Source organism: Weizmannia sp. FSL W8-0676, assembly GCF_038593015.1.
GTDB lineage: Bacteria > Bacillota > Bacilli > Bacillales > Bacillaceae_C > Weizmannia > Weizmannia coagulans.
This window is the reverse complement of sequence record NZ_CP151954.1, coordinates 1,538,525-1,556,100: the sequence shown is the minus strand read 5'-3', so window position 1 is coordinate 1,556,100 and position 17,576 is coordinate 1,538,525. Positions and strand designations below refer to the sequence as shown.

Annotated in this window: 14 protein-coding genes and 2 pseudogenes; 6 read left to right on the top strand and 10 right to left on the bottom strand. The window is 39.9% G+C overall.

The features are described 5' to 3' along the window. Positions 1-185: 185 nt before the first annotated feature. A pseudogene (locus tag NST20_RS07520) lies at positions 186-932 on the bottom strand (SDR family oxidoreductase). Between the two features lie 772 nt (positions 933-1,704). Between NST20_RS07520 and NST20_RS07515 the strand changes: the two are divergent. Beyond that, positions 1,705-1,872 carry a site-specific integrase gene (locus NST20_RS07515; protein ID WP_342400351.1) on the top strand — a complete coding sequence of 56 codons (168 nt, stop codon included), beginning with the start codon at positions 1,705-1,707 and terminating at the stop codon, positions 1,870-1,872. A gap of 226 nt (positions 1,873-2,098) precedes the next feature. On the opposite strand, the pseudogene NST20_RS07510 reads toward NST20_RS07515, so the two are convergent. The 6 genes and pseudogenes from NST20_RS07510 to NST20_RS07485 all read right to left on the bottom strand — a co-directional run bounded on the left by NST20_RS07510 (position 2,099) and on the right by NST20_RS07485 (position 10,506). Beyond that, positions 2,099-3,212, bottom strand: a pseudogene (locus NST20_RS07510) (IS3 family transposase). A gap of 133 nt (positions 3,213-3,345) precedes the next feature. Beyond that, positions 3,346-5,727 carry a heavy metal translocating P-type ATPase gene (locus NST20_RS07505; protein ID WP_342400350.1) on the bottom strand — a complete coding sequence of 794 codons (2,382 nt, stop codon included), beginning with the start codon at positions 5,725-5,727 and terminating at the stop codon, positions 3,346-3,348. Positions 5,728-5,750: 23 nt separating this feature from the next. Then, the gene (locus tag NST20_RS07500; protein WP_025726855.1) at positions 5,751-6,143 is read right to left on the bottom strand and encodes a metalloregulator ArsR/SmtB family transcription factor; all 393 of its coding nucleotides are present in this window, start codon (positions 6,141-6,143) and stop codon (positions 5,751-5,753) included. Positions 6,144-6,702: 559 nt separating this feature from the next. Further along, positions 6,703-7,590, bottom strand: coding sequence for a cation diffusion facilitator family transporter (locus NST20_RS07495; RefSeq protein WP_342400349.1), 888 nt, complete (start codon positions 7,588-7,590; stop codon positions 6,703-6,705). Between the two features lie 770 nt (positions 7,591-8,360). Continuing rightward, positions 8,361-9,161 (bottom strand): AAA family ATPase, encoded by an 801-nt coding sequence (locus tag NST20_RS07490; RefSeq protein ID WP_342400348.1) that lies wholly within the window; start codon positions 9,159-9,161, stop codon positions 8,361-8,363. Next, positions 9,154-10,506: a DDE-type integrase/transposase/recombinase gene (locus tag NST20_RS07485; RefSeq protein WP_014096191.1), complete on the bottom strand. Its 1,353-nt coding sequence runs from the start codon at positions 10,504-10,506 to the stop codon at positions 9,154-9,156. Before NST20_RS07485 ends, NST20_RS07490 begins: the two co-directional genes overlap by 8 nt. Positions 10,507-10,717: 211 nt before the next feature. Here NST20_RS07485 and NST20_RS07480 point away from each other — a divergent pair, with 211 nt between their 5' ends. Then, complete coding sequence (locus NST20_RS07480) at positions 10,718-12,271, top strand: IS5 family transposase (protein WP_342399807.1); 1,554 nt, start codon at positions 10,718-10,720, stop codon at positions 12,269-12,271. Here NST20_RS07480 and NST20_RS07475 read toward each other — a convergent pair. Further along, positions 12,166-12,774 carry a DUF6431 domain-containing protein gene (locus NST20_RS07475; RefSeq protein WP_342400418.1) on the bottom strand — a complete coding sequence of 203 codons (609 nt, stop codon included), beginning with the start codon at positions 12,772-12,774 and terminating at the stop codon, positions 12,166-12,168. The two genes, NST20_RS07480 and NST20_RS07475, sit on opposite strands and share 106 nt — an antisense overlap. A 591-nt stretch (positions 12,775-13,365) precedes the next feature. Here NST20_RS07475 and NST20_RS07470 point away from each other — a divergent pair. The 4 genes from NST20_RS07470 (at position 13,366) to NST20_RS07455 (ending at position 16,752) form a co-directional block, all read left to right on the top strand. After that, positions 13,366-14,634, top strand: a complete 1,269-nt coding sequence (locus tag NST20_RS07470) for a transposase (protein WP_342400347.1) — start codon at positions 13,366-13,368, stop codon at positions 14,632-14,634. A 175-nt stretch (positions 14,635-14,809) separates the two neighbouring features. Continuing rightward, complete coding sequence (locus NST20_RS07465; protein ID WP_342400346.1) at positions 14,810-15,070, top strand: transposase; 261 nt, start codon at positions 14,810-14,812, stop codon at positions 15,068-15,070. Positions 15,071-15,244: 174 nt separating this feature from the next. Further along, positions 15,245-15,574 (top strand): metalloregulator ArsR/SmtB family transcription factor, encoded by a 330-nt coding sequence (locus NST20_RS07460; protein ID WP_342400417.1) that lies wholly within the window; start codon positions 15,245-15,247, stop codon positions 15,572-15,574. Between the two features lie 206 nt (positions 15,575-15,780). Beyond that, entirely contained in the window at positions 15,781-16,752 is a 972-nt protein-coding gene (locus NST20_RS07455; RefSeq protein WP_025726852.1) for an FTR1 family protein, read from the top strand. Positions 16,753-16,966: 214 nt separating this feature from the next. Here the strand turns inward: NST20_RS07455 and NST20_RS07450 are convergent, their stop codons facing one another. Beyond that, positions 16,967-17,317 (bottom strand): zinc ribbon domain-containing protein, encoded by a 351-nt coding sequence (locus NST20_RS07450; protein ID WP_025726851.1) that lies wholly within the window; start codon positions 17,315-17,317, stop codon positions 16,967-16,969. Between the two features lie 2 nt (positions 17,318-17,319). Then, positions 17,320-17,496 carry a hypothetical protein gene (locus NST20_RS07445; RefSeq protein WP_342400345.1) on the bottom strand — a complete coding sequence of 59 codons (177 nt, stop codon included), beginning with the start codon at positions 17,494-17,496 and terminating at the stop codon, positions 17,320-17,322. Between the last annotated feature and the right edge of the window lie 80 nt (positions 17,497-17,576).

Here is a 17,576-nt window from a genome sequence, read left to right as displayed (position 1 = left end):
TTGTGTAAAGTCTATTTGCATAGCGTTTTGGATTGCCACTTTTTTCGTGCGGGCAGAGATGAAATGAACAAGAATACTCCGGTTCAAAAGGGAGGAGGCCCTTTTGAACCGGAAAGGGGGGGAGAAAGGGTGTACGGAAATTTTTCCAACACTTCAAGAGCAGCAAGTTTGAGCATCCAAGAAAGTTATTTGAAAGAAGCATAGCCGTCATCAAGCATGACAACGCTTCCGTTAATAGCATCTGCTTCTTCAAGCGTTAACAGATAAACCGCATTTGCGATCGCTTCCGGGCGGATCAGTTTTTTGCGCATTTGCTGTTCTGTCATTTTTTGCGTCATTCCGGCATCTTTATAAGCTTGTATAATCGGGGTATCCACACAACCCGGCGCAATGCCGACGACGCGAATGCCGTATTGTGCCAGTTCGAGCGCGGCATTTTGCGTCATCATCCGGACAGCGCCTTTTGCAGCCTGATATGGGAAAGTACCGAAATTTGCCAAATAACCGAATACGGAAGCCGTGTTGATAATGACGCCTTTTACATCCAGCTCGCGCATTTTTCTGCCTGCAGCAATGATCCCGTATGCCACGCCGTGCTAATTGACATCAATGACACGCAAGTAATCTTCTATTTTCATACTCAGGATATGCCCGAGCGTTCCGATTCCGGCGTTGTTGAACATCACGTCAATCGTCCCGTATATTTCAACTGCCTGATTGACAAGTGATTCGACTTCTTCAAATTTGGAAACATCCGTCTTGGCAAAAACAGCATCTCCGCCTTCTTGTTTGATCAATTCCACCGTTTCAAGCCCTTTTTCTTCATCAATATCGGCAACCACAACGGAATCGCCTTTACGCGCAAAAGTTAAACTTGTTTCCCGGCCAATCCCGCTGCCGGCCCCTGTAATCACTGCAACTCTGCCTGACATGATGCATGCCTCCTGATGGATATATTTATAGAAAAAGTAAGCGTTTACTTTTCTTTACAATTTTTAGTGTATCACCGCAAGAAAAGGTTTACAATAAAGGGAAAGAACAGTTCGAAAAATTGACTTACCTCAATAGACAGTTTTAAAACCATCAAAAAAGTATAAACGTTTGCAGTTACTTTGAAGAAAAAGCAGGCGTAAAATCAAACCGATGCGGAATGCTCATTAAAGCACAAAAACAGGGAAATCAGCCAGAAGAAAAATTTTAAAGCAAAAAGAGTGTGCTGTATTGTAAGTAAAAGAATAAGCCAAAATTTAGGGCGATTCAATGAAAGAATGTGCGAAAATGTAGATGAAAATGCAATAACGCTGAGTGATAGAATAAACCCGGAACGATCAATGACCGCGACCGCATACGGATAAACCGAAATCCCGTCCTGATGAGATGAAAAGATGCAATAAAGGATTGTATTTCACAAAAAATCGTTTCTGTCTCAATGTTTAAAGTAATCTTCTTTTTTGAGATAAAATTTCATTTTACTCCTCAACTAGTTATAATATATATTATGTAAACTAATCAAATTCCTCGAAATTTGAGGGGTTCTTCCCTTCAAGTTCCTATAAAAACAATTATTAGGCACTTCCTCTTCTAAGTTCCTCATAATTTTTCGTCAGTTTTTTGTTAAACGAATTATCTATTTTTTAGACGATCATGATCATCTTTTGAACTTGTTTTCAATAATCGTTTATTATCACTGGAGGTGTTATTTAGATGTTGCTGCAAGAAGCTATTGATGAATTTTTACTGTATCTAGAAATTGAAAAAAACTATTCGAAAAACACTGTTGCTGGTTATTCTTTTGATCTTAAGACCTTTGAAGATTTTTTGGTAAAGCATCATCGTTCTAAGGTGGACCCCATCGTCAAGACACAAATTTAAAATTTTTAAGGTGGGTCAGAATCTGAAAAACAGATACTGACTAATAGAGCGTGAGGATGCTCATTGGAGGCAGTTAGTGGACAGTTCACATTTTTTGGAGTGATTCATCCTGCTTTATTTTTCCTTCTCCGGGGGTGTTGTGTCAAGGGCGAGTGTAGCGAGGGCTTTGCCGAACCCTTGACACAACACCCCCGGAGAAGTATCCTCTACCCGAAGGATGAATCACTCAAAGGCCATAAACGGAGGCAGGAGTCTTATAGCCCAGGGCCTGATGGAGTCTTTCGTGATTATAGAATTGTATAAAGTTACCAATCTATTTCCTTGCTTCTCTAGGGGAGTTGTATTCTTTTAAATATACTTCCTCATACTTGATGGTTCGCCAAAGCCTTTCGGTAATGATATTGTCAAGGGCTCTTTTTTTGCCGTCCATGCTGATTTTAATCGTGTTCTCAAGCACCAGATCCGTGTATTTGGGACTGGTAAAATGGCTGCCCTGATCACTGTTTAAGATCTCTGGCCTGGCGACTAAGAATGCCCGTTTCACTGCTTCCAGCACAAAGTCGATCTCAAGGGTTTGGTCTATCTCCCAGCTAACGACATAGCGGGAATACCAGTCAATGAGCGCCACCAGGTACATCCAACTTTTTTGAAGCCGGATATAAGTAATGTCAATACCCCACACGTGATTAGGGTGTGTAATCTTCAAGTTTCTAAGAAGGTACGGGTATATTCGGTGTTCAAGACTGCGCTTACTCAGGTTTGGACCAGGTGTGATCCCGGCGATTCCCATTTCCCTCATGTGGCGCTGTACAGCCTTTCGGTTGATGACCAAACCTTCGGCATTCAGTAAAGCAGCAATGCGCCTGGAGCCGTAATAGGGATGTTTGGTGTAGATTTCATCAATCCGATGTTTGATAAACAATTCTTCAGGAGACGGCCCGACTGGCTTGTAGTACAGGCTTGAACGGTTCAGGCTCAAAAGATCGGCCTGGATGGAAATTGGCAGTTTTGCTTCGTCATCCCAGTCGACCATTTCAACTCGTTCTGCTCTACTCCTTAATTCCAGATTTTTTTTTAAGCCACGACAACTGCGTGGTTAGGCGGCCGACTTCCGCATAGAGACTTTCAATGGTCTGTTCATACTCGGCTTTCATTTTTTCAACTTTTTTGTTGCCTTTTTCAAAGACTTTTGGCATCTGTTCAAGAAAAGCATTTCTCCATTGGCGAATTTGATTCACATGGATTCCATGAGCAGAAGCAATTTCGTTCATCGTTTTTTCTTCTTTTAAGACCTCTAGCACGACTTGAGTTTTAAATTCAGGCGTATAACTTTTTCTCATAAACCTACTTTAACAGCTCCTCATTTTGTGTCTAGTTTTATGGGTCCATTATACTTTGAGTGCACCATACTTTTCTTACGCAAAGTGCTCAAATACACAAACAAAGCCAACCATAAACTGGTTGGCTTTGTTATTATAATGTTTGATTCACTCGTAACACCCTCATGGCATTTAGAACGGCTAGTACTGTGACACCTACATCTGAGAAAACAGCTTCCCACATTGTTGCAATCCCAAAAGCACCTAATAGAAGGAAAATTCCCTTCACTCCTAAAGCAAACATAATATTTTGCCATACAATTCTACGAGTATGTCTTGCGATACCAATGGACATTGGGATTTTAGAAGGTTCATCTGTCATAATGACGATGTCTGCCGCCTCAATGGCTGCATCAGAACCTAATCCCCCCATTGCTATGCCTACGTCTGCTCGTGCCAGAACAGGTGTGTCATTAATACCATCACCGACAAACACGAGTTTTTCCTTTGGAGATTTTTGTGCATCTAACTTCTCAATTTCTGCTACTTTATGTTGCGGCAACAATTCGGCATGTACTTCATCAAGTCCTAACTTTTTGCCTACTGCATCTCCGACTGTTTTGGCATCTCCCGTCAACATGACTGTCTTTTTAATACCTAGTTTCTTTAATGAACGGATAGCTTGTGCTGAATCTTCTTTTACTTCATCTGAAATAACAATGTATCCCGCATATTGTTTATCTACTGCGACATGAACAATGGTTCCAATTTCACTTGGCTCTTTGAAAGAGATTTGTTCTTTTGTCATGAGCTTTGCATTCCCAACTAAGATTTCTTTTCCATTGACTGTTACTTGAATCCCATGTCCAGAGATTTCATTATAACCTTGGATAGCCTCTTTTTTAATCACTTGCCCATATGCACTGCGAATAGATTGGGCAATAGGATGGTTGGAATGAACTTCTGCAAACGCTGCATATTCCAACAATTGTTCTTTAGACATTGCACCCGTTGGATGGATACTTGTTACGTTAAATACACCTTTGGTTAACGTACCCGTTTTATCGAATACAACATATTTCACATCATTTAAAGCTTCTAAATAGTTACTACCCTTTACAAGGATACCCGCTTTGGATGCAGCACCAATTCCCCCGAAGAATCCGAGTGGGATGGAAACCACAAGCGCACATGGACACGAAATAACCAAGAATACCAATGCACGATACACCCAATCTGAAAACGTCGCTCCACTTACTACAAGTGGTGGGATTAATGCTAATGCCGCTGCAATGATCACAACTACAGGTGTATAATAACGAGCAAATTTAGTAATAAAGTTTTCTGTCGGTGCTTTTCGGCTACTTGCATTTTGGACAAGGTCTAAAATCTTAGATACAGTTGATTCTCCAAATCCTTTTGTAACCTCTACAGTTAAAACTCCATTTTTGTTAATGAACCCACTTAACACAGCACTTCCAACTTCTACTTCCCGTGGTACTGATTCTCCAGTTAATGCAGAGGTATCAACCATAGAATTACCTTCTACGATTTTCCCGTCTAGTGGTATTTTTTCACCAGGTTTTACTACGATGAGATCGCCAATTTTTACTTTTTCTGGCGACACTCGTTGTATATCGCTTCCGACTTTTACATTAGCATAGTCCGGGCGAATGTCCATCAATGCACTAATGGACTTACGAGAACGATTGACTGCAATCCCTTGGAATAGTTCGCCTACTTGGTAGAACAGCATAACAGCTACCCCTTCAGGATACTGTTTTACGGCAAATGCTCCGATAGTCGCAAGGGCCATCAAAAAGTGTTCATCAAATACTTGTCCTCTCAGAATATTTTTGGCAGCTCGTAGAACAATGTCTCCCCCTACAATAAGATAAGCAATAAGAAATAACCCGAGCTCTCCCATGCCAGAAACAGGTGCAAACATCCCAATACCAGCTAAAATGGCACCAATCCCTAATCGAACCAACATTTTTCTCGTATTTTCACTTCCGTGATCATGGCTATGGCCGTGGTCATGGTCGTGGTCATGATCATGATCGTGCGATTCTGGCACGACTTCCACCTCTGGTTCTAGTCGTTTAATAATCTTTGTCGCTTCTGCTTCTAATCGATCTATGTCATCCGGATTAGCAGTTTTCATAATCAATTTTTTGGAGACAAAATCGACGGTAGATGATGTAACTCCCTCTAGACGTCCTACGCCTTGTTCAATTTTTGCAGCACAATTCGCACAATCTAATCCTTTTAAGTATAAAGTACGAGTAAAGGATCCTTTTTCTTGTACGTTAATATGCGGTTCTAGCACTTTTACTTTTTTCCTTACCTCTGACACAACTGTTTCCTCTTGTGTCTGTTCTGTTTCTAACGTGAGTGTCTTGGTTACAAAATTAACCGAACAATCTGAAACACCTGCTATCCCTTTTACACCATTTTCAATTTTCATGGCACAATTCGCACAATCCAATCCTTCTAACGCAAATTCTCGCTTTATCTTCTGTTTTTGCTCTTCCATCCGTTTCTCGTCTCTCTTCCCCTTTATATTTTATCTTCATTAACGTGTTGCAATACTTGATCAAAAATCTGAATGATATGACTATCAGCAAGTGAATAATACACTACTTTTCCTTCTTTTCGATTTTTTACTAGCTTGGCTTGCTTTAATACCCGCAACTGATGAGAAATAGAAGATTGCGACATACCGAGTAAATACGCTAAATCACATACACACATTTCCGATTCAAATAAAGCGTATAAAATACGTGTTCTTGTTCGATCACCAAGTATTTTAAATAGTTCCGCCATCTCAGTTAAGACTTCTAGACTTGGGATCTTTTCTTTAACCTTTGATACGACTTCTGCATGAATAACCGTTCTGTCACAAGTTTCTTCACATACTTCTACTGTCTCAGGTCGTTCTTCTGTTATCATTTTATTTTTCATTTACTCACCCCCTTTTATATATGAACAAAAATTCATGTGTTCATATGTTTGCTTTTATTATATGAAGCATATCTATGATGTGTCAATAAAAATTCGCCATTACAAAGGATAATATATAAAACACTCTTATCAACTTGTAAGGAAGATATGATGAGGAAACATTTGGAACAAATCAACAATTTGCTCATTCAGACGAATCTCATCACAATCACAATCATCACCATGATCAGGATCACGTTCGTGTTGAACAAGATATAACTGATTTACATTCATATTTAGTTGCTGAAGGCAAATTGATTTTTGGATAAAAAGTCAATAAATTAATGAAAGGTTCTTCATCCCATGGGGGGAAAATGCTAAAAGATGTATGTCATATTCCATACTGAATAAGATTTGGGAGCAGTTATAACAAAATAACCAAGTACTTTACAAATTACTTTTATTTTCAATCTGCCAAGAAATAAAAATGTCTAAATGTTTTATTTAAGGTGAAAAATAACGGAGATGCCTACAATTTAGGAATCTCCGTTTGCTCTGGATAAAAGAATTAATGGTTATGGTGATGCTCACGACTATGATCGTGTTCATGATCATGAGAATGCTGAATTTCAGCGCAGATAAGCGTATCCTCATGAGGTATGTTTGGGTCTTCAATTTGTATGGTGGAATGTTGAATACCTTGCATTTTGAGCTGCTCATTAATCTTTTCTAATATTGATCGACTTTCGCTTAACTTTATATTTTCATTTAACACAGCATGACAAGTTAGAAAATTTTGGCCGGTTGTTTGCGCCCAAACATGTAAATCATGGACACTTTTTACCCCATTTACTGATCTTATTTTTTCTGAGAGTGCGTTTAAGTCAATATTTTGTGGTGTAGCTTGCATTAAAATACGGAAACTTTGCTTGATAATGTTCCATGCACTAAATGCAACTAATATTGCAATGAATACACTTAGAATCGGATCGACAATTTGCCAATTAGTAAAATAAATAATAACCCCTGCAATGATAACACCTGCCGATGCTCCAACATCTCCTATAACATGTAGAAGAGCCGCTTTGACATTTAAGTTTTCTTCATCTCCTTTTAATCGAAAGATAATGAAAATATTGACCACTAAGCCTATTCCAGCTCCTATAAACATCCCCCAGCTTCCAACGGGTTCGGGATTAATCACCCTACCAATGGCGGAATAAAAAATCCAAAAAGTGACTAAAACAAGTGTTAAACCATTGATAGCTGCGGCTATAATACCTGCACGCTCATAACCAAATGTCATTTTCTTGTTTGGCGATTTTTTTGACTGTTCTAAGGCAAACCAAGATAGACCAATTGCGGCTACGTCTGTCGCCATGTGCCAAGCATCGGCCAACAAAGCCAGGCTGTTTGAAATAATACCAAACACAATTTCAGCAACTAAAATAATCATAGCTAAAAAAATGCTTGTTTCATTTTCCCTGATGGTGCGTGGCTATGAAAAATATTACTATGATCATGAGAATGATTATGGGAATTTGTATGCGCCATTATGGCTCCTCCTCTTTTATAATGATTTCATATTGAGCAATATATTTATATACAAAGCTAAAGTGCCTTCTGGGGTCTTCTTTATTAATCAATTCCTTATTTTCGTAACACATCATATTTACGTGTATTAGTTGTAATAGCTACGATCACGTCTACGATTATGACGATAATTATCATCATCGTGCTGTCGAAGTTGATGATTTCATAAAGTGCCAATGATGACGGGAATAGATGCTTAATTAAATCTGACATTTTTTTCCATAGTATAACTTTCATAAAGTTTTGAGTAACTACATATACATAATACACATATATGAGTATATGTTCAAATATTAATATTTATTTATTCTTTACATTTTTAAGTATTTAACCCGTCCTTCTTAATAATTAATGGAAAAATTTGAGGTAGGATTATTATATCAGTTAACCAGTTTGCACAATTCGATTACTTTCTCATTTTGTCCTATAATAAATAATACCCCAATAATAAATTCTAAGGAGTTACAATATGGAGAATAGCAAATTGTTACTGACGACCCAAAATGGCAGGAAATTGACGGTGTTATTTGTCCAGAAATTGACGGAATTGTTGTCAATTAAGGGGGAAGCCAGTTTGCGCTTTATTGTGGCTTCCCCTATGAGTTTAATACTTAAATTTAAATCATTGTCATTTCACGAAAGTTCCCCTTCAATCACACGTTTTACCATATGATCGTCAATGATTCGATGCCTGTTTTGTGCTCCGTAAAGTAGACAGTGGGTACAAATCTTGTTGATGATCCTTGCGGCTCCCCCGGAAAAACGATGGATTTCATCTAAAGCTACATCTGTGAAAATTTGCTCAGTTACTCCTGAATATTGTAAATGCATGGCAATATATTCTGCAGATTGAGCTCTGTCGTAATGCCCCAGTTTGAATTGAATATCAATCCTTTGGCGGATTGCTGTGAAGGATTGGAGGCGCAGGCGGTCCCATAATTCACTTTGTCCGACAAGAATCAGGCTCATAGGGCTTTGGGCATCCATTTTGAAGTTCAGCAGGAATCTGACTTCCTCCAACATTTCCCGATCAAGAAGATGGGCCTCGTCCACGATCACTACCGGCTGAACACCATGAATTCCTCTCATAAGCTCAATTTCCCGATGAAGCTGCCGTTTTGCATCGCCTCTATAAAATTTAGACTCGCACCCGAGTTGTTCCAACAACCCTTTGTAAAAATGTCGAGGCGTTAATTTGGAATCAGACAAGTACAGTACTTTATATTGTCCATCATCAAGCCGGTCAACAAATTTACGAATAGTCGTCGTTTTCCCAGTCCCACAATCGCCTGTTAAAACCGCAAATAACTGCCTTTCAGCCGTATATTTTAACCGCCCCAGTATTTCCTGCATCATAGGAGAATCATAAAGCTTTTCAGTCGGAATATCCCGTGAAAAAGGCGTATGAGTCATACCGTAGAAGGCTTCAAACATTCTCACCGTCCTCCTTCCATACAGCCCGGAAGGAGACGGCTGGTGTTTGTTCCATCTGTCGTTCCTGATACTTTTGTTCCGCAGCTTTTAATAATCTTGATGAATCGGCTTCCTGTGGCTGAAGATGATCAGGAAGGGGTGGCCTTTTCCCTGACCTTTCACCAATTTCAAGTTTATGAGCTTTCCATGGCGAATACCCTTCAAACTCAATGGTGAGTTCCTCTAGATCCGCAGGATCATAGATAACTTCGACTTTCTGCCCAATAAATGCCAGGCCTACCTCGTATTTTTGATCCATGAAACTGATACAGCCGGATTTATCCACCTTGCGTGTTTCGCAATGCAGGAATGCATCCGCCAATGTATCTGGCTCAATGAAACGAAGTGCTTTTCTGTCACTTCTAAATGCCGATCTTGGGCTTATTTTTTCCCCAAGCGCAGAATGCGGCTTCTCCTGATAACACTCTGTCAGCCAGACTTGAAACAGTTCATTTAACCGTTCTAATGTCTTCGGCTTTTCTAGTGAGACTTCCCCCAGAAAAGAATCAATGAGCCGGTTGAATTTTTCAACCTTGCCTTTGCTTTCTGGCGAAAATGGCTTCGCGTAAACCAGCCGGGTTCCAAGTTTTGAACAGGTTCTCCCCATCCATTTCGTCCTGTATTGTTTGCCATTATCAAAGTAAACGGCTTCGGGAGCACCATATTTTTGCACTGCTTGTCGAAAAGCATCCTCCACAATCCGGGAATCAAGTGTCGGATAAAATTCACCGTGTAAAACATACCTCGTCGCATCATCAATAATGGCGACCAAGTATACCTGCTTCTTGGCACCATTTGGGCCAATCGGTAAATACGGGCCATATTTGATATCAGACTGCCAAAGCTGATTCCGATGTCTTTTTTGAAACCTTCTGGCGGCCACTCCTGATTGCGAATAAAGCCTCATCTGCCTGGAACTGTATCCTCTCTCTGATAGCTTTTCCTGAAGGGTTGAACGTTTGATTTGCCCGGGTTCTGCAAGACCTTCCCATTCAAGTATCTGTATGATTTGTGAAACACTTCGGCTGGGGGCCTCTCTTCTAAGTAGAATGGCCTGTTCTATGATATGCGGCGGGACTGCCTCAGGCTTGGTTTGGGACTGCTTTCCTTTGGGCTTCAATCCTGAAAATCCTTCTTTTCGAAACTGCGTTAAATAACGCCTGATAGTCCTTTCAGAAAGGCCGGAGGCCTTACAAATTTGTTCCTTTAATTCCTTCGCTTTTCCGGCATCCAATCCATCCGCCAATAATGGAGAAATGAGTTGAAACCTTTGGGCTGCCATTTCATCTGCTTTCTTGTGATCCATTCATGATAGACTCCTTTCCTATTTATCTACCATGAGTGTAAATCAACCCCCGCCGGACAAGAATGCAGAACGGGTATGTACCCATAAATAGGGCTTGCTGAATAAGCAAAAATTCCAGATTTGACAAGGATTTTGGCTACTTTTGTCGAATATAAAGTGTAAGGATTTCAAAGGAAACACGTAAAAAACCTTGCACTTGGAGGCTGTTACGATGTACAAAAAGACCGAACATCAATTAACTTTTGTAGATGATTTTTTTCTACCATTCGGTGGGAAATTAAATAAAGAAAATCGCTGGGTCCGTCTTGCTGAAATGATTCCTTGGTGGATGGCCGAAGAAAAGTATGCCAAGTCCTTCAAGAAGAAATTCAAAGGCGAAAAGGCTTATTCTGTCAGAATCGCTCTTGGGGCTCTTTATATCAAAGAACGGCTTGGGCTGTCTGACCGGGAAACAGTCGAACAGATCACAGAAAACCCGTATCTTCAGTATTTTATCGGCTTGCCTGAATTCCAGGAAAAAGCCCCATTCGACCATTCTCTGATGACTCGTTTTAGAAAACGTTTGGGCGCAAATATCATCAACGAACTGAATGAATGGATCGTTCTGGAAGAACAAAAACGCCAATTGGAAGAAGCATCTAAGGAAAACGACAACAATGATGATCAGGATCACGACGATGAAGATCATGATGATGAAGATCGTAATGATCATGATCATGATCGTGGCGATCTTCAGCCTTCCGGTTCCGATTCAGAAAAGCATTCAACTGAATCGGCTTCTCCCAAAACGAAGAACAGAGGAAAGCTCATTTTGGACGCAACCTGTGCACCGGCTGATATTGCTTACCCTACAGACCTCGGGTTGTTGAACGAAGCCCGTGAGAAATTGGAACATATCATTGATGTCCTGCATGAACCACACAAAGGGAAATTACGTAAGCCACGGACCTACAGAAAAAGAGCCCGCAAGGACTATCTTTCTGTCGCTAAGCAACGTAAAGCTGGCGCCCGGAAAATCCGGAAAGCTGTAGGCAAACAGCTCGGATATGTGAAACGAGATCTGGAGATCATTAAAAATCTTGTTTCCCAAAGCTCTCTGTCTCTTTTAAGCAAAGATGAATACAGGCAACTTCTCGTGATTCATGAACTTTACCGCCAACAGGCAGAAATGTACAAAAAGAAAACACACCGGGTTGACCACCGGATTGTAAGCATTTCCCAGCCACATGTCCGTCCAATTGTGCGCGGCAAGGCAAAAGCGAACGTGGAGTTCGGTTCAAAAGTCGCCATCAGTGTCGTAGATGGTTATGCCTTGATTGAGCACCTCGACTGGGAAAATTACAATGAAGGGACCACTCTCAAGGAATCTGTTGAAAACTACTACAACCGGTTCGGATTTTATCCGGAAGCGATCTTGGCAGATAAAATTTACCGAAACCGTAATAATCTGGCATACTGCAAATCTCTTGGCATTCGTCTGAGTGGGCCAAGGTTAGGACGCCCATCCAGAACGGAAGACAAAACCTTGGAACGCGTCGCAAGGCAGGATGCCTCTGAACGTAATGCCGTTGAAGGCAAATTTGGCGAAGGCAAGCGCAAGTATGGGCTGGGCCTTATTCGAGCACGCCTTCAGGAGACCAGCGAAACAGTAGTAGCCCTTCAATTCCTCATACTGAATCTGGAGCGCAAGCTCAGGGTTCTTTTTTTGAAATTTTTACACAACACTATTTTATATTTTGATAATCGGAATTTGGCTTGTATCTGACCAAATTTGATTCGTTCAGCAAGCCCTAAATAAAAATTTACAACGGGTCGGACAACACGCGCCAGCCATCCGGAGGCATTGCCCACCAATCGCCCTAATCTTTGGAGTGCGGTCCCCGAAGTTTCGGGCAAAACTTTCAGGTCGTCCCCATCTTGTTTGGTCTGATGTTTAATGGAAACAAGGCAATGGATCCAGTATTCTACATAAAAATAAAACCAGTCTTTCCAACGATAAAGTGTTGATTCATCTGCCGGAATATCATGATTGGAACGATTAGTCAAAACCGTTTCAATACATTCCGATTTATATCTTTTATAAGGCACCAGAAATTCTGGAAGTTCGTGATGAATCTTTCCGCATTGTTCACATTGTAAACGTCTGATATTATAAATATGCTTCTTTCCAGATCTATCAATGGCTTTTCGATCTCTTGTCCCAATAACCTTCATATGTTTACCACAACAAGGGGAAGGTACTTTTTCCGCACCCCTAACCAAAAACACCAAGTTGAGTATTTTCAATTAGCTTATAATCTGATACAATAACCATAATCGTTATTTTTGGTGGGACATTCCCCGTATAGCTGATGGTACAGTTATACATCATGGGGGATGTCCTTTTCCTTTCTCAAGAATAAATACGAGGACATTATACTCGTCAAATTCCGGACAGGCAATACCGTCAACTTTCGGTTATTTTTGGATGTCAGAAACAGCAAATTTTTAGACGAACATTTAGATAGTGATACATTAGAGCCCTTGCCAAAATGCTATATCCCCTGAAACTGTAAGCAGTCAGACAATTAAAGGTCGTTGATTTATTCCACTAAAGAAAAAAGACGTTTGTAGGAACATTATGACAAATGTAAAAAGAAATTGTGAGTTTTTGATTTTAATGGGGTAAATTTATTTATTATAAGTGTCTAAATTTTTCCATTTTAGGCGAGTTTCAATAGATTAAGCTACTCATTCCTGTGGTAAATATTGTAAAACGGAAAAGAATGATTATTTTTGAAAAAAAAAAGAGCCATGAAAGCCACTCCTTTGCTAAGATATAAGTACGACCCAATATCCAAGTATCCAAGGAGTGATTTCATGACTATTTCTAGTTTAACACAAACCAGAGACTTTTCAATACAACAAAATTTGATTTCCCACAATTGGCAAGACTATGCCGATATACCCTTTGTCATTCCAGCCATGTGTTTCCCATGGAAGATTTTTAAGCCGGTTGAACGAGAATACTACACCCTTTTATATTTGCACCTAAAAAATGAAAGAGCACATGATCATTCTAATGAAATACAACCAGCACTATTTTCAATACCGGAGGAAGAAGATAAGTCTGCGTCTTCATTATTTCATCCCTCTCCCGCCGGGAGAAAACCGCATCCTTTCATGCCCTTTTTTCGTGCTTTTGAACTGGCCTCTTCACAATATATTGAAGTGATGGTTGAGAGTGTCTATTTACAAGTGAAATCAAACCCGCTATTTGCCGCCATGTGTGGATTTACGGAGAAAATTCCGAGTTACCGTTCCTTTGCTCGCTTTGATCAAATCATGACAACAAATGGTCTTTGGGAAAAAGCCCGGCTATTGGTGGTTGAATATAATAAAGGGGAAGGCGTGGTTGAAACGGTTGAGGAAGCAGTCGCCGTGGATACATCACATATAGAAGCAGAAGCAACGTTGAATAAAACAAGGAAAACGTGTTCTTGCGAAGGTGATTGCGATTGCCCCAGAATCCTTACGGATGATAACGCAGGGGTGATGCGTAAAAGTAATGCAGTCTCCTATATTGCGCATAAATTATCAATGGTATGTGGGGTGAAATCCGGCTTGCCTTTGACGCGGGAAGTATTCAAAGGAAATACACCCGATGGGAAAACATTAGAACCGACATTGGAGACGTTTAAGGCGGAGCACCCCGAGATGGCAGAGCAGTTGGGCTTTATCTTGGCAGATGGAATCTACCAAACGCCGGAAAATCAAAAAGTGACAAAGGACGTATTACAGGCGAAATTGGTGGCACCCATCAACCCACGGAACCGTAAAGATAAACCAACTACCGCCCGAGGAATTGAAAAAATCAATCGGTACGGCGCCCCCATCTGTATCAGTGAACATAAAATGGAACTTAGGGGATCTGATAGGGAAAAGGGGCAATATATTTACAATTGTCCTGTATTTCATCCAAATGCCAGGCAAGAAGGACTTACCTGTCCGCTGGCGAATCACGTGGAATGTTGTAATGGAGCAGCACAAGGAAGAGTATTTCGGATGGACTTTGATCAAGCGCCTCAAGTAGACGTCGAGTTGCCCCAACATGGGCGCACATTTGAAGTGTTATATAGGGCTTGCTGAATAAGCAAAAGTCCTAGACTTGGTAAGGATACTGACAGCTTTGGCCGAACTTTAAATGCAAGGGTTTTATAAAAAATGCAGGAAAAACTTTGCACTCTAAAGCTGATTCAACATACAGAGAGGACAGAATAAAGCATTTTCGCAGATGCATTCTCCTATGATATTGAGGTAGAGCTTGCTGACAAATCAGATACAAGCCATAATCGGATTCGTTCAGCAAGCCCTATATAGTGCCAGAACGATCATCGAACGAATCTTTGGCATTCTAAAAGACGGATACAGTCTCCGTCGTGTTCACAAGCGTGGAAAACAGGCAGTTGAAGCGCATGTAGATCGATGCATGATATCTATGCATATCATGGCAAATATGGCGTACCATCAGACAGGAAAGGCCAATTGTGGATGGACACGCCATCGACTACAAAGAGCGAATTAAGTTATTCACAGGGGGATATGTGAATAAGTCCAATGTAGCGTCTCCTTTCCACAAAGGGCAGTGAAAAAAAACCATTTTGTGAAGGCAGGATACGTATGCCCTTTTAGGATAAAAATGCCCATATTATTTCTATTGAATTTGAAAATATGGAAGAAAAGCCAAAAAAACGGGATAATAAATTTTCCAGAGCCTCGCTCAAGGGTATATTTTTTATTTTGGCAGAGGCTCTTAACTAATGTATCCCAAATATTCAAAGCTTTATCTGACCCAACTAGAATTCGTATTCTTAACCTTCTCTTTCAAGGAGAACATTCTGTTACAGAAATTTCTGAAATTCTCTCTTTGCAACAATCTGCTGTATCACATCAATTACGAATACTAAAAAACTTACGTTTAGTGAAATTTCGCCGTGAAGGTACCACTATTTATTATTCCCATGATGATGAACATGTAATGAGCATCCTAAGACAAACCATTGAACATTCTAATCATTGTGAGGGATAAACGTCAGCTGTAATGACATCAGTTGACGTTTCAGTCTCATCCAACACATGGATATTCCTTTTTCGATTGATGCTAAAATTATGTTGAATTTTTTGTTTTAAATATGGTTGCCAAAATTATCTTGACGTCTAAATAGCGCCAAGTTAAAATTTGAGTATACAATGATAACGATTATCATTATTGTTTATACATAGGAGGACAGAAAATTGTTCCAAAAAGTTTTTAACTTAAAAACTATCTTGATTACCATTTCCATTCTTGTTTTAATTGGAGTTCTTGTATGGCAAGGGATATACTTCAAAGGAAATCCTGACCCTACCGCTAGAAATATTACACCAGGGGCAGCTATTATAAATACAGCAATCTTAGTCTTTCGGGAAGGATTAGAGGCTATTCTTGTTTTAGCAGCAATCATATCAGGATTAATTCGTAAGAAACAGGATAATTATTGGAAACCCATTTCTCTTGGAGCAGGTGTTTCATTTTTAGCAACTCTTGTTACGTGGTTTGTAGTTGTAGCAATCATTTCTTCTGTCAATGCGTCACAGCTTAATATCCAAGCATTTACTGGTGTCTTGGCTGTAGTGGTTTTATTAATTATTCTTAATTGGTTTTTTCATAAAATTTACTGGACGGGCTGGATCAGTCTTCATAATCGAAAAAAACAAGAATTAATAGGGAAAAAAGATACTGAAGTATCAACAAGTGCCTTTTGGTCCTTGTTTTTAGTTGGTCTAACATCTGTATATCGCGAAGGTTTTGAAGTAGTTCTATTCCTTCAAAATTTACGATTAAAAGTTGGATCTGACATTATACTTCAAGGAACATTGATTGGATTATCGTTAACCATGATTGTGGGAGTCCTTACATTTTTATTTCAGAAGAAACTTCCTCATAAGAAAATGTTGGTATTTACAGGTGCCCTTTTAGTCATGGTGCTTGCGGTGATGGTGGGTGAAACCGTACAAGAAATGCAACTTGCTGGATGGATAAGTACAACGTCTATCAATGTACATTTCCCAAATTGGTTAGGCGTTTGGTTCTGTGTGTTCCCAAATGTAGAAGGATTATCTTCGCAAGCTGTTGCGGTTGTTTATGTATTAGGTTCTTATTTCCTACAACGTTACCTAACCAAACGAAAAGCAATGAAAAAATCAAATGCAATAAAAACAGCATGAGCTTCTATCTTTTGCTATACAAAAAAGAGCTTACTTAAAGGTTAAAATTATAGACTTTTAAGCCATTAGTTTCAAATCAGTTCGAAAATTCAAATAAGGAGTAAAGAAATCTGTAGTCTAGATAATGATTGGAATCTTGGGTTTTTTATGTTAATAGTGATGTATATCTTTACAAAAAACCTTCTCTTCACAGTACAGGAAGAGAAGGTTTTGTTCATCGGATTTGTGTTCCACATTGAGGACAAAATTTGACGTTTTCCATGACAGGAGTATTGCATTTTGGACAAGCAATAGGAGTTTTCTGTAACTTATTTCCGCATTCATAACAGAATTTATGACTTATATCGTTAGAAACACCACAGCGCTCACAAATAATCACGCGTGAATTAGTTGGAGAAACTCTTGGTTCCTCATAGCGATATGGTCTGGGGTCTTCATAGTACTCATGATGATGATCATGATGGTGATCGTGATGACCATGCCCATAGCGATGATGATGAACATGATCATGATCATGTTCATCATCATGATAGCCACCTAATATATATTTGAGAAAGTCTGACATACCTATTCCTCCTCGTATAATAAGTTTAAATCCAAAGTGGATGTCAATTTCCAGTTCATTCTGCTGCTCATTGACAAGTGAATATAAGATTTTGTATTCCGGGCGAGCCCGGAATACAAGTTCGGACTTGGACGCTTCGCGATGTTCCCGGATAATGGTCTTAGGATCGTTTGGGTCAATGCTTCCCCTCCTTGTAGCCTGACTACTCGAAAAGTCTGCATCCCCAGGTTCTTGCTTGAACGTCTAACCCGTAGGCCGT

Excerpts from the sequence above, each read along its gene's own strand:
- NST20_RS07450 (WP_025726851.1), bottom strand. The coding sequence starts at position 17,317 with ATGTCAGACTTTCTCAAATATATATTAGGTGGCTATCATGATGATGAA.
- NST20_RS07490 (WP_342400348.1), bottom strand. The coding sequence starts at position 9,161 with ATGTTTGAAGCCTTCTACGGTATGACTCATACGCCTTTTTCACGGGAT.
- NST20_RS07505 (WP_342400350.1), bottom strand. The coding sequence starts at position 5,727 with ATGGAAGAGCAAAAACAGAAGATAAAGCGAGAATTTGCGTTAGAAGGA.
- NST20_RS07470 (WP_342400347.1), top strand. The coding sequence starts at position 13,366 with ATGACTATTTCTAGTTTAACACAAACCAGAGACTTTTCAATACAACAA.
- NST20_RS07515 (WP_342400351.1), top strand. The coding sequence starts at position 1,705 with ATGTTGCTGCAAGAAGCTATTGATGAATTTTTACTGTATCTAGAAATT.
- NST20_RS07495 (WP_342400349.1), bottom strand. The coding sequence starts at position 7,590 with ATGATTATTTTAGTTGCTGAAATTGTGTTTGGTATTATTTCAAACAGC.
- NST20_RS07485 (WP_014096191.1), bottom strand. The coding sequence starts at position 10,506 with ATGGATCACAAGAAAGCAGATGAAATGGCAGCCCAAAGGTTTCAACTC.
- NST20_RS07500 (WP_025726855.1), bottom strand. The coding sequence starts at position 6,143 with ATGATAACAGAAGAACGACCTGAGACAGTAGAAGTATGTGAAGAAACT.
- NST20_RS07480 (WP_342399807.1), top strand. The coding sequence starts at position 10,718 with ATGTACAAAAAGACCGAACATCAATTAACTTTTGTAGATGATTTTTTT.